The organism is Streptomyces sp. NPDC048331, assembly GCF_043201215.1.
GTDB lineage: Bacteria > Actinomycetota > Actinomycetes > Streptomycetales > Streptomycetaceae > Streptomyces.
In genome coordinates this window covers 1-12,450 of record NZ_JBICYT010000047.1, presented here as the reverse complement: position 1 = coordinate 12,450, position 12,450 = coordinate 1, and the positions used below count along the sequence as shown (strand labels likewise).

General features: G+C 72.4%; 14 protein-coding genes. 8 read left to right on the top strand and 6 right to left on the bottom strand.

What is annotated here, in order from left to right:
- Nucleotides 1-51: 51 nt before the first annotated feature.
- Genes ACGFYY_RS37000 through ACGFYY_RS36985 form a run of 4 tightly spaced genes read left to right on the top strand, consistent with a single transcriptional unit; the run spans nucleotide 52 to nucleotide 3,000 of the window.
- Complete coding sequence (locus ACGFYY_RS37000; protein ID WP_393716354.1) at nucleotides 52-387, top strand: hypothetical protein; 336 nt, start codon at nucleotides 52-54, stop codon at nucleotides 385-387.
- Nucleotides 384-1,166 carry an SDR family oxidoreductase gene (locus tag ACGFYY_RS36995; protein WP_393716352.1) on the top strand — a complete coding sequence of 261 codons (783 nt, stop codon included), beginning with the start codon at nucleotides 384-386 and terminating at the stop codon, nucleotides 1,164-1,166. The genes ACGFYY_RS37000 and ACGFYY_RS36995 overlap by 4 nt, the downstream gene beginning before the upstream one ends.
- 15 nt (nucleotides 1,167-1,181) lie before the next feature.
- On the top strand, nucleotides 1,182-1,811 hold the full coding sequence (locus tag ACGFYY_RS36990; RefSeq protein ID WP_030731529.1) for a TetR/AcrR family transcriptional regulator: 630 nt from the start codon (nucleotides 1,182-1,184) through the stop codon (nucleotides 1,809-1,811).
- 31 nt (nucleotides 1,812-1,842) lie between these two features.
- On the top strand, nucleotides 1,843-3,000 hold the full coding sequence (locus ACGFYY_RS36985; protein ID WP_393716349.1) for an acetyl-CoA C-acetyltransferase: 1,158 nt from the start codon (nucleotides 1,843-1,845) through the stop codon (nucleotides 2,998-3,000).
- 12 nt (nucleotides 3,001-3,012) lie between these two features.
- On the opposite strand, the gene ACGFYY_RS36980 is transcribed toward ACGFYY_RS36985, so the two are convergent.
- Nucleotides 3,013-3,654: an SIMPL domain-containing protein gene (locus ACGFYY_RS36980; RefSeq protein ID WP_365275146.1), complete on the bottom strand. Its 642-nt coding sequence runs from the start codon at nucleotides 3,652-3,654 to the stop codon at nucleotides 3,013-3,015.
- 435 nt (nucleotides 3,655-4,089) lie between these two features.
- Here ACGFYY_RS36980 and ACGFYY_RS36975 point away from each other — a divergent pair, with 435 nt between their 5' ends.
- A complete protein-coding gene (locus tag ACGFYY_RS36975) occupies nucleotides 4,090-4,293 on the top strand; it encodes a cold-shock protein (RefSeq protein WP_030010141.1) in 204 nt (67 codons plus the stop codon).
- A gap of 101 nt (nucleotides 4,294-4,394) precedes the next feature.
- Nucleotides 4,395-6,080, top strand: a complete 1,686-nt coding sequence (locus ACGFYY_RS36970; protein WP_393716346.1) for a DEAD/DEAH box helicase — start codon at nucleotides 4,395-4,397, stop codon at nucleotides 6,078-6,080.
- A gap of 69 nt (nucleotides 6,081-6,149) precedes the next feature.
- On the opposite strand, the gene ACGFYY_RS36965 is transcribed toward ACGFYY_RS36970, so the two are convergent.
- From ACGFYY_RS36965 to ACGFYY_RS36945, 5 genes are read right to left on the bottom strand one after another with little or no spacing between them, the layout of a single operon-like run.
- Complete coding sequence (locus tag ACGFYY_RS36965) at nucleotides 6,150-7,091, bottom strand: tyrosine-protein phosphatase (protein WP_393716344.1); 942 nt, start codon at nucleotides 7,089-7,091, stop codon at nucleotides 6,150-6,152.
- A 30-nt stretch (nucleotides 7,092-7,121) separates the two neighbouring features.
- Nucleotides 7,122-8,240 (bottom strand): NAD(P)H-dependent flavin oxidoreductase, encoded by a 1,119-nt coding sequence (locus tag ACGFYY_RS36960; protein WP_393716407.1) that lies wholly within the window; start codon nucleotides 8,238-8,240, stop codon nucleotides 7,122-7,124.
- 22 nt (nucleotides 8,241-8,262) lie between these two features.
- Complete coding sequence (locus tag ACGFYY_RS36955; protein WP_393716342.1) at nucleotides 8,263-9,018, bottom strand: CoA-transferase subunit beta; 756 nt, start codon at nucleotides 9,016-9,018, stop codon at nucleotides 8,263-8,265.
- Complete coding sequence (locus ACGFYY_RS36950; RefSeq protein ID WP_393716340.1) at nucleotides 9,015-9,875, bottom strand: CoA transferase subunit A; 861 nt, start codon at nucleotides 9,873-9,875, stop codon at nucleotides 9,015-9,017. The genes ACGFYY_RS36955 and ACGFYY_RS36950 overlap by 4 nt, the downstream gene beginning before the upstream one ends.
- Nucleotides 9,872-10,621, bottom strand: coding sequence for an enoyl-CoA hydratase family protein (locus tag ACGFYY_RS36945; RefSeq protein WP_393716338.1), 750 nt, complete (start codon nucleotides 10,619-10,621; stop codon nucleotides 9,872-9,874). Before ACGFYY_RS36945 ends, ACGFYY_RS36950 begins: the two co-directional genes overlap by 4 nt.
- A gap of 56 nt (nucleotides 10,622-10,677) precedes the next feature.
- Here ACGFYY_RS36945 and ACGFYY_RS36940 point away from each other — a divergent pair, with 56 nt between their 5' ends.
- Together ACGFYY_RS36940 and ACGFYY_RS36935 are read left to right on the top strand one after the other, a co-directional pair.
- Nucleotides 10,678-11,442 carry an SDR family oxidoreductase gene (locus ACGFYY_RS36940; protein ID WP_393716336.1) on the top strand — a complete coding sequence of 255 codons (765 nt, stop codon included), beginning with the start codon at nucleotides 10,678-10,680 and terminating at the stop codon, nucleotides 11,440-11,442.
- Between the two features lies 1 nt (nucleotide 11,443).
- Nucleotides 11,444-12,355: an SDR family oxidoreductase gene (locus tag ACGFYY_RS36935; protein ID WP_393716334.1), complete on the top strand. Its 912-nt coding sequence runs from the start codon at nucleotides 11,444-11,446 to the stop codon at nucleotides 12,353-12,355.
- Nucleotides 12,356-12,450 lie beyond the last annotated feature (95 nt).

The window sequence follows — 12,450 nt, the reverse complement described above, 5'->3', positions numbered from 1 at the left end:
CTTCACGAGCGGAGCTTCCCTAACAAGTGTTTGGTAGGTTAACGTACGGCCATGAGCAGCGTCGAGGAGTTCCGCACCGAGGTCCGGGGGTGGCTACGGGCCCGTCTCACCGGCGAGTTCGCCGCCCTCAAGGGCCCCGGCGGACCCGGCCGCGAACTCGAAGCCCTCGCCGCACCGGCCCGCACCAACGGCGCCCTCGCCATGGACGTCCGCGCCGCCCGCTCGCTCCTCGCCACCGGCGCGCACGGGGACCCGTACGACCTCGACGACCGGCAGCGGCAATTCCTCTTCTCCCGCGCCGACACCCTCTACGCGGGCTCGGACGAGATCCGGCGCACCCTCATCGCCGAGCGGATCCTCGGCCTTCCCCAGGAGGTACGGGCGTGAGCACCCCCGACTATGTCCCCGGGCACGGACTGCTGAAGGACCGCACCGCCGTCGTCACCGCCGCCGCCGGGGCCGGGATCGGCGGAGCCACCGCCCGCCGCCTCCTGGAGGAAGGCGCCCGCATCGTCATCGGCGACGCCCACGCCCGCCGGCTGAAGGAGACCGAGGAGGCGCTCGCCGCCGAGTTCGGCGCGGACCGCGTCACCTCCCTGCCCTGCGACGTCACCGACGAGGAGCAGGTCCAGGCCCTCTTCGCCCGCGCCGAACGCACCCACGGCCGCCTCGACATCGTCGTCAACAACGCCGGCCTCGGCGGCACCGCCGCCCTCGTCGACATGACCGACGAGCAGTGGTCCCGCGTCCTCGACGTCACCCTGAACGGCACCTTCCGCTGCACCCGCGCCGCCCTCCGCGCGTTCCAGGCCTCCGGCAGCGGCGGGGTGATCGTCAACAACGCCTCCGTCATCGGCTGGCGCGCCCAGACCGGCCAGGCCCACTACGCCGCCGCCAAGGCCGGAGTGATGGCACTGACCCGCTGCGCGGCCCTGGAGGCCGCCGAGTTCGGCGTACGCGTCAACGCGGTCGCCCCGAGCCTGGCCATGCACCCGCACCTGGTGAAGGTCACCAGCGAGGAACTGTTGGCCGAACTGACCGCCCGCGAGGCCTTCGGCCGCTACGCCGAACCCTGGGAGGTCGCCAACGTCATCGTCTTCCTGGCCAGCGCCTACTCGTCGTACATGACCGGCGAGACGGTGTCGGTCAGCAGCCAGCACGCCTAGGCCGAGAATGGACGCGTGCCAACGAACAAGCCGACATCCCCGAAGAAGCCACAGGTGACGGCCTCCCCCGAACGGCGTCGTGAACTCCTCGACACCGCCGCCGAGGTCTTCGCCGCGCAGGGCTACAACGCCACCACCGTCCGCAAGATCGCCGACGCCGCCGGCATGCTCGCCGGCAGCCTCTACTACCACTTCGATTCCAAGGAATCGATGCTCGACGAGATCCTCTCGGCCTTCCTGACCGAACTGTGGGACGGGTACGACACCGTCCTCGCCGCGGGTCTCGGCCCGAGGGAGACCATCGAGGCCCTCGTCACCGAGTCCTTCCGCGAGATCGACCGGCACCGCGCCGCCGTCGCCATCTACCAGAAGGAGTCCCGCACCCTCTCCGCCCAGCCCCGCTTCCACTACCTGTCCGACTCGCAGCAGAAGTTCGAGAAGGCCTGGTTGGGGACGCTGGAGCGAGGGGTCGAGGCCAAGGTCTTCCGCGCCGACCTCGACATCCGCCTCACCTACCGCTTCGTGCGCGACACGGTGTGGGTGGCGGCCTCCTGGTACCGGCCGGGCGGACAGCACAGCCCCGAGGAGATCGCCCGCCAGTACCTGTCGATGGTGCTGGACGGGATCGCACTGCGCCCCACCTGACATCCCCGACCGACCGTCCGAGGAGATCCCGATGCCCGAGGCCTACATAGTCGATGCGGTACGCACCCCCGTGGGGCGACGGAACGGCGGCCTGGCCGCCGTCCACCCGGCCGACCTGGGCGCACACGTCCTGAAGGCACTGATCGAGCGGTCCGGGGTGGATCCGGCCGCCGTGGAGGACGTGGTGTTCGGCTGCCTCGACACGGTCGGGCCGCAGGCCGGTGACATCGCCCGGACGGCGTGGCTGGCGGCCGGCCTGCCCGAGGAGGTGCCCGGGGTCACCGTCGACCGGCAGTGCGGCTCCTCCCAGCAGGCCGTGCACTTCGCGGCGCAGGGCGTCCTGTCCGGCACCCAGGACCTGGTGGTCGCGGGCGGCACGCAGAACATGTCGATGATCCCGATCGCCTTCGCCTCCCGGCAGGCGGCGGAGCCGCTGGGCCTGACCGAGGGCCCGTACGCGGGCTCGGCGGGCTGGCGGGACCGGTACGGGGACGCCCCGGTGAACCAGTTCCACGGCGCGCAGCTGATCGCGAAGAAGTGGGGGATCACCCGGCGGGACATGGAGGAGTTCGCGCTCCGCTCCCACCGGCGGGCGATCCGGGCCATCGACGAGGGCCGCTTCGCGCGCGAGACGGTGGCGTACGGGGAGGTGGGCGTGGACGAGGGTCCCCGCCGGGACACGACCCTGGAGAAGATGGCCGGCCTCAAGCCGGTGGTCGAGGGCGGCACCATCACGGCGGCCGTCTCCTCCCAGGTCTCCGACGGCGCGGCGGCCATGCTGATCGCCTCCGAGCGGGCGGTACGGGAACACGGCCTGCGGCCGCGCGCCCGCGTCCACCACCTCTCGGTACGCGGCGAGGACCCCATCCGCATGCTGTCCGCCCCGATCCCCGCCACGGCGTACGCGCTGAAGAAGACCGGCATGTCCCTGGCCGACATCGACCTGGTGGAGATCAACGAGGCCTTCGCCCCGGTGGTGCTGGCCTGGCTGAAGGAGACCGGCGCCGACCCGGAGCGGGTCAACGTCAACGGCGGCGCGATCGCCCTCGGCCACCCACTGGGCGCGACCGGCGTGAAGCTGATGACCACCCTCCTGCACGAACTGGAACGCACCGGAGGCCGCTACGGCCTCCAGACGATGTGCGAGGGCGGCGGCCAGGCGAACGTGACGATCATCGAGCGGCTGTAGTCGCCCTACGGGTCACTGCGGGAGCAGGGAGAAGCCGAGGAGGACGGCCGCCTCCACGCGGACCGAGCCCGGGGTGAGGGCGCCGTCGTCCTCCGGGTCCCCGCCCGTGCGGCGGCCGTGGCTGTGGCCGCCCACCGACTCCGGGTCGACGTCCTCGATGTGGATGACCGGCCCCAGCCGTAGTCCGCACGCCTCCGCGTACACCTCGGCCTTGCGCCGGGCGGCCGCCACCGCCCGGCGCCGGGCCTCGTCGCGCATCGCGGGCTTGTCGTCCACCTCGAACCGCACGGCCTCGACCCGGTTCGCGCCGGCCGTGACCGCGTCCTCGATCAGCAGCTCCAGCCCGGCCAGCGCCTCCGTCCGCACCGTGTACGTGGCCACGCAGGCGTAGCCGTGGAAGGTCCGGTCGGCGCCGTAGCCCCGGTACTGCGAGGTGAGCTGCAGCCGGGAGCCGGACACGTCGGAGTCCGGTACGCCGTGCTCGCGCAGGACGGCCCGCAGCCGGGTCACGGCCGCGCCCGCCTCGGCGAAGGCCGCCTTCGGGGTCGGGGCGAGAAGATCGACCGCCAGGTCCACGTGGGCGAGTCGGGGTTCGGCGGACACGCTGCCCGCGCCGAGCACACTGAGCCCCCAGGGCTCCTTTATCGCTGCCATTCCATGATCCAACCAGCTGGTGCGGGAGGCCGCCAGGGACTTCGTCGCCCGCGGCCGCCCATGGCGGCCCATGGCGGCCCGCGGCGGACCCTGCCGGCCGGCCGGGTCCGACCCCCAGGGGTGAATCTTTTCGCCCCGCGCGGGGCGGGTGTCCGGCCGGGCCGGGACCGCCCACGACCCAAGGGGGACCGGGCCTGCGGCCCGCCGACCGGCCTACCGGGCAGGTCGGGACGCCACCCGCCGACGGGGCGAAGGGTGCAGGTCACACCCTTCGCCCCAAGACTCCCCGCAGCGAGGTGTGCTAGCTTAGAGCTCGTTGCAGTTGTGGTACCCATGAACTTTATGTGCGCCTGACGGGAATGCTCCGCAGGCGCTTTTATTGTTTTGCCGGAATCTCCGGATGGGGCCCTTTGCCGCCTATTCAGGAGATTTAAAATGGCACTTGGCACCGTGAAGTGGTTCAACTCGGAAAAGGGCTTCGGCTTCATCGAGCAGGACGGTGGCGGCCCGGACGTCTTCGCCCACTACTCGAACATCGCCACCCAGGGCTTCCGTGAGCTCCAGGAGGGCCAGCGCGTGTCCTTCGACGTCACCCAGGGCCAGAAGGGCCCCCAGGCGGAGAACATCATCCCCGCCTAAGTTCTTCAGCATGCCGGGGTCCGCACCGCGAGGTGCGGGCCCCGGCTTGTCTGCTGTCTCGACCTTTGTTTTACCTGCCGGTTTCAGGAGGGCTTTCTCGCATGACCAGCTCCAGCTCCGCACGACCCAGCCGCCGCCCCACCCGGGGTCGAGGTGCGGCCCAGGGGCGTCCGAAGTCTGGCGCGGGACGGCAGAAGTCCGCGCCCGTCGCCCGGCCCCAGGAATTCACCATGCCCGAGCCGATCGCCCCGGCGCTGCCGCCGGTCGAGTCGTTCGGCGACATGGACATGCCCGAGGCGCTGCTGAAGACCCTCGCCGCCCAGGGCGTCACCGAGCCGTTCCCGATCCAGGCCGCGACGCTGCCGAACTCCCTCGCCGGCCGTGACCTGCTCGGCCGCGGCCGTACCGGCTCCGGCAAGACGCTGGCCTTCGGCCTGGCGCTGCTGGCCCGTACCGCCGGCCGCCGCGCGCAGCCGAAGGCGCCGCTCGCGCTGGTCCTCGTACCGACCCGTGAGCTCGCGCAGCAGGTCACCGACGCACTGGCCCCGTACGCCACCGCCGTCAACCTGCGCATCGCGACCGTCGTCGGCGGCATGTCGATCAACCGGCAGTCGGGCGCCCTGCGCCGCGGCGCCGAGGTGCTCGTCGCCACCCCCGGCCGTCTGAAGGACCTCATCGACCGTGGCGACGCCGACCTTTCGCAGGTCTCGATCACCGTCCTCGACGAGGCCGACCAGATGACCGACATGGGCTTCATGCCGCAGGTCACGGCGCTGCTCAAGCAGGTCGAGGCCGGCGGCCAGCGGATGCTGTTCTCGGCGACGCTGGACAAGAACATCGACAAGCTCGTCAAGATGTTCCTGACCGACCCGGTCGGCCACTCCGTCGACCCGTCGGCCGGTGCGGTCACCACCATGGAGCACCACGTCCTGTACGTCATGGACGAGACCGACAAGAAGGCCGTGGCGACGCGTATAGCGGCTCGCGACGGCCGGGTGATCATGTTCGTCGACACCAAGCGCGGGGTCGACCGCATGGTCAAGAAGCTCCTCGCCGACGGCGTACGCGCCTCCGGCCTGCACGGCGGCCGCTCCCAGCCGCAGCGCAACCGCACCCTCGACTGGTTCAAGACGGGCGAGGTCACCGCGCTGGTCGCCACCAACGTCGCGGCGCGCGGCATCCACATCGACGACCTCGACCTCGTCGTCAACGTGGACCCGCCCACCGACCACAAGGACTACCTGCACCGCGGCGGCCGCACCGCCCGTGCCGGCGAGTCCGGCAGCGTGGTCACCCTGGTCCTGCCCGACCAGAAGCGGGACATGACCCGGCTGATGTCGGACGCCGGGATCTCCCCGCGCACCGCCCAGATCAAGTCCTCCGACGAGGAACTGGCCCGCCTCACCGGCGCCAAGGAGCCCTCGGGCATCCCGGTGGTGCTGGAGGTTCCGCAGCCGACCGCGCCCAAGCAGCGCTCCGGCTCCGGCACGGGCTCCGGCGCACGCCGCCGCTCCGGCGGCGGGCAGCGCACCGGTGCCGCCACGGGCGGCGCTCCGGCGGCCGGCGGTCGGGGCCGTCGTTCCGGCGGGGGCGCCTCCTCCGGGCAGGCCCCGGCGGCTTCCGGTTCGGGCCAGGCCCGGCGCGGCGGCCAGGGCGGCGGCGCGGCGGCCGGTGGCTCCGGCGAGCGCGGCCGACGCGGGACCGGTGGCAGCGGTGGCGGCGCCGCCGCGGCGTCCGCCCGCAGCCGGGTCGGCACCGGCGGGCAGGGCCGCCGCCGGGCGGTCTGACCCACCCCGAACACGACGACGCCGGGCCGCGCGCGAAGCGCCGCCCGGCGTCGTGCTGTCCGCCGGCGCCTACCGGACCATCCGGTCCTGCAGTTTCGCCAGCGTCCACACGTCCAGGCCGAGGCCCTTGGTCAGGTAGCCGTAGAAGCTGCCGTAGTCGGCCTCCAGCTGCGCCGTCGCCGAGTCCAGGTAGTCCTGGCGGACCTCCTGGAGCGGGATCAGCAGGTCCGGGTTCTGCATCCGGCCCGACTGCTTGAGGCCCGCCCGCACCTGGGCGTCGTAGCCGGCGCGGAAGGTGTTCGACGCCAGGTAGTCGCGCTCCGCGGTGTCCTCGGGGACGGCGAGGGCGCGCAGCAGGACGTAACTCATCCAGCCCGTCCGGTCCTTGCCGGACGTGCAGTGGTACAGGACCGGGCCCTGCCGGCCGTCGGCGATCTCCCGCAGGGTCGCCGCGAACTGCGCCCGGTTCTCGGGGTTGCTCACGAAGGTGCGGTAGATGTCGCGCATGTAGGCCTCGGCGCGGCCGCCGCCGAGCATCTGCTCCTGGACGACGGGATCGCCGCTGCCGATCGCGCCGACGAGGGTCCCGTAGAGGCCGAGGTCGCTCACGGGGCGCGAGGTGGGGGAGAGCCCAACGGGCAGCCGGTCGGCGCCGTCGTACTGGAGCTCCATCGGAATGCGGAAATCGACGACCTTCTTGAGGCCGAGACCGGCGACGGTGGTGACGTCGGCTGCGGTCAGCTTGCTCAGTGCGTCGGAGCGGTAGACCAGTCCCTGGCGGACCTGACCGCCGGTCCAGGTGCGGTAGCCGCCGATGTCCCGGAGGTTGACGGCGCCCTGGAGGGGAATCTGGCGAATCGTTTCGGCTTGCGGCTGGTAGCGGTGCTGGTGGTGCCGGGCGCTGACCCCGGCTCCGGGCGCCGCCGCCGCGTACGCGGCGGCGGGCAGGGTCCCGACGGCGAGAGCGGCGGCGGCCGCCGCGATCACCAGGCGGATGCGGGCACGGCTCATAGGGGCGACTCCTGTGACGGAGAAGGGGGATCACCCTGGTGGTGGCAGGGTGCGGAGCGAGTGCGGTGCTTCAGGCGGTGTGAATGCTTCGTGCGAGGTGAATGCGTCGAGTGATTCGAGTGCCTGTTGTGCTTCGGCCATCACGCGGGAGACGAGCTCCGCACAGGACGGAAGATCGTCGATCACCCCCGCGACCTGGCCCGATGCCATGACGCCGAGGTCCGTACGGCCCTCGACCATGGACGCCTTGAGGAGCATCGGAGTGTTCGCGGCGAGCAGGACCTGGCTCCAGGACAGGTCCTTGCCGTGTTTCATGGCGAGGCCGTCCCGGACCATCTGCGACCAGCTCAGCCCGGACAGCTTCCGGAAGCCGGCCGCGTGCCGCACCGCCCGCACCAACGCCCGCGTCCGGCCCGCCCGCTCCAGCGAGTCGACCAGCTCCGTACGGAGCATGCGGTGCGGCAGTCCGTCGACGGCCGTGGTCACGGTGACGTCCTTGACCGTGGCCTTCAGGTACTCGGCCTTCACGGCGTCGGGGACGGTCGAGTCCGAGGTCAGCAGGAATCGGGTGCCCATCGCGATGCCCGCGGCGCCGTACGCCAGGGCCGATACCAGGCCGCGCCCGTCGCTGAAGCCGCCCGCCGCGATCACCGGGATGTCCACGGCGTCCACGACCTGCGGCAGCAGTACCGTCGTGGCCACGTCCCCGGTGTGACCGCCTCCCTCGCCGCCCTGCACGATCACCGCGTCGGCCCCCCAGGCGGCCACCTTCTCCGCGTGCCGCCGGGCCCCGATCGACGGGATGACGACCACACCCGCGTCCTTGAGCCGCCCGATCAGCTCCTTCGACGGCGCCAGCGCGAAGGAGGCGACCCGCACCCCCTCGTCGATGATCAACTGGGCGCGCTCGGCCGCGTCCCCCGCGTCCGCCCGCAGATTGACCCCGAAGGGAGTCCCTTCCGGCGTGCGGGACTTCACCTCGTGGACCGCCGAACGCAACTGGTCCAAGGTCATCGTGGCCGAGGCAAGGATGCCCAGCGCCCCCGCGTTGGCCGCGCCCGACACCAGCCGGGGGCCGGCGACCCAGCCCATGCCCGTCTGTACGAGGGGGTGCTCGACCCCCACCAGCTCGGTGAACGCCGTCCGCATCGTCATCGCCCTCCCCATCGCCTCAGACCCGCACTTCGCGGTCGCGCAGCCCCTTGGGGTCGATCACCTCGCGGATCAGCCGCAGCTCCTCGGCGGTCGGCTCCCGGGTGAACGGGACCTCGCCGGTGACCGCCGGCTCGAAGCCCGTCGCCGCCAGGACGTCCTCGACGGTGACGCCCGGATGCACGGAGGCCAGGCGCATCGAGCGCCCGGGTCCGGCGAAGTCGAAGACCCCCAGATCGCTGACCACCCGGGGCAGCCGGTGGAAGCGGGTCACCCCGGCGGCCTCCGCGCGGTCGTAGCCGACCCCGCTGACCATGTCGACACGCTCGACGAACACCCGCTTCGAATGCTTGGGCACCCAGTAACTCACCGGATTGTTCAGCGTGTTCACGGGCGCGCCACGCACCCCGAGGAGCTGGCGGGTCGGCAGCTCCCAGTCACCGATGCAGGAGATGTTCTGGTTGCCGAACCGGTCGATCTGGCTCGCGCCCATCATCACGTGCCGCCGGCCGCCGGTGACCATCGTCAGGTGGCGCCGGTACGGGAGCCAGCCCTCGGCCGTGCCGTCCAGCCCGACGAGCATCGCCTCGCCGTCGGTCAGCAGCAGATCGGGGGAGAAGGTCCGCTTCGCCAGCCGGGCACCGAAGGACGGGATCAGGCCCATCGGACTGGCCAGCACCTCACCGTTGTCGCGCCAGGCCTCGGCGCAGGCGATCACGCAGTACTCGGCGCGGGAGGCGGTGCGGGGGGCGGTGGTGGTGTCGGTGCTCGTCACTGCTGCTCCTCGTGCCAGGCCCGGACGGCCAGCTGGTAGTCGTGCTCGCTCGCCCCGGACAGGAAGCGGGCCGAGAACTCGTCCCAGGGGGTGGCCGCGTACAGCTTCTGGAAGGCCTCGTCGCGGTCGTGGTCGGGGACGCAGGAGGTGAAGTGCGCGCCGTTCGGGGTCTCCACGACCCCGGTCACGGAGTGCCGGCTGACGAGGAGGGACTGCGGGGGGCCGGCCTTGGCGAGCTCGGCGGTCTCGACGAGCCGCTCGCAGGAGACGTAGGCGGCGTCGGCGGCCTCGCAGAACAGGTCGTCGAAGTACGGGTCCGGGCCCAGGTACTGGGCGTTGCCGAAGCGGTCGGCGCGGTTGAGGTGGACCAGGGCCGCGTCCATGCGCAGGGCCGGGACGGCGACGAGCTCCTCGCCGTCCTCGTAGGGGGAGGTGACCGTACGCAGCTCCGGATTGACGCGCATCACGTCGGAGCCGAGGCCGGCCCGGACCGGGAGGAAGGGGAGCCGGTTCGCGGCGGCGTGCAGGCCCCACATGAACATGGCCTCGTCCAACTCGGTGAGCGTGAAGGCGGCGCGCTCGCGGGCGGCCCGGAAGTGGGGCTCCAGCGGGATCGAGTCGAGGGTGGCGAAAGGGGCCACCAGCCTGCGGATCCGGCCGGCGGCGGCCAACAGGCCGACGTCGGGGCCACCGTAGGAGATCACGGTCAGATCGGTGATCTCGGAGCGGAGCAGCGCTCGCACCAGGGCCATGGGCTTGCGCCGGGACCCCCAGCCGCCGATGCCGATGGTCATGCCGCTGCGCAACTGCCCGACCACCTCTTCGGGGGTCAGTACCTTGTCCGTCCTGCCGGTCATGCGCGCTCTCCCTTCCCGAAGGTGTCGCGGACCCGGTCGGCCACCCCGCTGAGGTTGGCCTCGAAGGTGAAGCCCTGCTCGAAGCGGTAGCTGCGGCGCACGTCCACGGGGTCGATCCCGTTGATGGCCGCCTTCGCCAGCCGGATCAGGTAGCCGTCCTTCTTCGCCATCTCGCCGGCCAGCTCCAGGGCGGCCGCGCGCAGCTCCGCCCGCGGCACCACCCGCCAGACCGAGCCGTGGGTGTGCAGTTCGGCGGCGGTCGCGGTGCGCGAGGTGTAGTACAGCGCGCGCATCAGGTGCTGGGGGACCAGCCGGGCCAGGTGGGTTGCGGCGCCGAGCGCGCCTCGATCCAGCTCGGGCAGCCCGAAGGTGGCGTCCTCGGAGGCGACGATCGCGTCCGCGTTGCCGACGAGCCCGATGCCGCCGCCCAGACAGAACCCGTTCACGGCCGCCACCACCGGCACCTCGCACTCGTAGACGGCGGCGAAGGCCTCGTAGCAGCCCCGGTTGGCGCCGACGAGGGCGGCGTGCCCGGTGTCGCGCTGCATCTCCTTGATGTCGACGCCGGCGTTGAAGCCACGGCCCTCGGCGGCGAGGACGACGCACCGGATCTCGGGGTCGCGGCCGGCCGCCCGCAGGGCGTCGGCGAGGTCGTACCAGCCCTGCACCGGGAGCGCGTTGACGGGCGGGAAGTCGACTGTGACGAGTGCGATGCCCTTGTCGGGGCGTGAGGTGGAGACACCCATGAGCGGATCAGCTACCTTTCCACCAAACATTTGTTAGGTGAGGAAGGTAGCAGCCTATGGAGCTCGACGGGAGGGTTGTCGTCGTCACCGGAGGAACCCGGGGCGTCGGCGCCGGAATCGCCCGGTCGTTCCTCGCGGCCGGCGCGGACGTGATCGTCTGTGCCCGACGGCCCGCGGAGGAGCCGGTGTCGGCGGACGGCCGGAAGGCCACCTTCACCCCGGTAGACCTACGCGACCCGGCCGCCGTCCAGGACTTCTTCGGCGCGGTCGCCGGCCGGTACGGACGACTCGACTGCCTGGTCAACAACGCGGGCGGCACCCCGTACCGGCTGCTCGGCGAGGGCGAGGCGCAGCGCCACGCACGGGTCGTCGAACTCAACCTGCTCGCCCCGCTCACCGCCTCCCTCGCGGCCTACCCCTGGCTGCGCGAGGCCCGGGGCTCGGTGGTCATGATCGGCAGCGTCAGCGGGACCCGCCCCTCACCCGGGACGGCCGCATACGGCGCCGCCAAGGCGGGGCTGGAGAACCTGGCCCGGTCCATGGCCGTCGAATGGGCCCCCGACGTACGGGTCAACTCGGTGGTCCTCGGCATGGTGCGGACGGAACTGTCCCACCTGCACTACGGCGACGAGTCCGGTGTCGCGGCGGTCGGCGCCACCGTCCCGCTGGGGCGCCTGGCGGAACCCTCGGACGTGGGGGAGGCGGTGGTGTTCCTGGCCTCGGACCGGGCGGCCTACGTGAGCGGGGCGAGCCTGCTCGTGCACGGGGGCGGGGAGCGCCCCGCGTTCTTGGATGCGGCAACTGTCAACAAGGAGAGCTGAGATGGCGGGACTGTGCGAAGGCCGGGTCGTGATCGTGACGGGCGCGGGACGGGGGCTGGGGCGCGCCCATGCCCTGGCCTTCGCGGCGGAGGGGGCCAAGGTCGTCGTGAACGACCTCGGGGTCGGGCTCGACGGGCTGCCGGGGCCGGACAGCCCGGCGGCGCGGGTGGTCGCCGAGATCGAGGCGCTGGGCGGGCAGGCCCGCGCGCACGGCGGGGACATCGCCACCTCGCAGGGCGCGGCCTCGCTGGTGGCGGCGGCCGTGGAGACCTTCGGGCGGCTGGACACCCTGGTCAACAACGCGGGGTTCCTGCGGGACCGGATGCTGGTCAACCTGGACGAGGACGACTGGGACGCGGTCATGCGGGTCCATCTGAAGGGCCACTTCCTGCCGCTGCGGTCCGCGGCCGCGTGGTGGCGGTCCGAGGCCAAGGCGGGCCGGCCGGTGGCGGCCCGGGCGGTCAACACCTCCTCCGGGGCCGGACTGCTGGGCTCGGTCGGCCAGGGCAACTACAGCGCGGCCAAGGCCGGGATCCTCGGCCTCACCCTGGTCGCGGCGCAGGAGATGGGCCCCTACGGCGTCCAGGTCAACGCGATCGCCCCGGCGGCCCGGACCCGGATGACGGAGCGGACCTTCGCCGAGACCATGGCCGCCCCCGAGGCGGGCGGCTTCGACGCGATGGCCCCCGAGAACGTCTCCCCGCTGGTGGTGTGGCTGGGCTCGGAGGCCTCGGCGGGGGTCACGGGCCGGGTCTTCGAGGCCGAGGGCGGCCGGATCACGGTGATGGAGGGCTGGCGGCCGGGCCCCACGGCGGACCGGGGCGCGCGCTGGACCCCGGCGGAGGCGGGGGAGGCCGCCGGGAAACTCCTCGCGGCGGCGCAGGCACCGCTGCCGGTCTACGGGGCGCGGTAGGCCTAGGCCGTTTCTTACCGATCATCTGATCGTTGGTTGATGTGTGTCGTTGACTGACGCCCAATGGGCACGGATCGAGCCGTTGCTGCCGGACC

Excerpts from the sequence above, each read along its gene's own strand:
- ACGFYY_RS36960 (WP_393716407.1), bottom strand. The coding sequence starts at position 8,240 with ATGCGGACGGCGTTCACCGAGCTGGTGGGGGTCGAGCACCCCCTCGTA.
- ACGFYY_RS36950 (WP_393716340.1), bottom strand. The coding sequence starts at position 9,875 with ATGACCGGCAGGACGGACAAGGTACTGACCCCCGAAGAGGTGGTCGGG.
- ACGFYY_RS36935 (WP_393716334.1), top strand. The coding sequence starts at position 11,444 with ATGGCGGGACTGTGCGAAGGCCGGGTCGTGATCGTGACGGGCGCGGGA.
- ACGFYY_RS36975 (WP_030010141.1), top strand. The coding sequence starts at position 4,090 with ATGGCACTTGGCACCGTGAAGTGGTTCAACTCGGAAAAGGGCTTCGGC.
- ACGFYY_RS37000 (WP_393716354.1), top strand. The coding sequence starts at position 52 with ATGAGCAGCGTCGAGGAGTTCCGCACCGAGGTCCGGGGGTGGCTACGG.
- ACGFYY_RS36970 (WP_393716346.1), top strand. The coding sequence starts at position 4,395 with ATGACCAGCTCCAGCTCCGCACGACCCAGCCGCCGCCCCACCCGGGGT.
- ACGFYY_RS36980 (WP_365275146.1), bottom strand. The coding sequence starts at position 3,654 with ATGGCAGCGATAAAGGAGCCCTGGGGGCTCAGTGTGCTCGGCGCGGGC.
- ACGFYY_RS36985 (WP_393716349.1), top strand. The coding sequence starts at position 1,843 with ATGCCCGAGGCCTACATAGTCGATGCGGTACGCACCCCCGTGGGGCGA.
- ACGFYY_RS36945 (WP_393716338.1), bottom strand. The coding sequence starts at position 10,621 with ATGGGTGTCTCCACCTCACGCCCCGACAAGGGCATCGCACTCGTCACA.
- ACGFYY_RS36940 (WP_393716336.1), top strand. The coding sequence starts at position 10,678 with ATGGAGCTCGACGGGAGGGTTGTCGTCGTCACCGGAGGAACCCGGGGC.
- ACGFYY_RS36965 (WP_393716344.1), bottom strand. The coding sequence starts at position 7,091 with ATGAGCCGTGCCCGCATCCGCCTGGTGATCGCGGCGGCCGCCGCCGCT.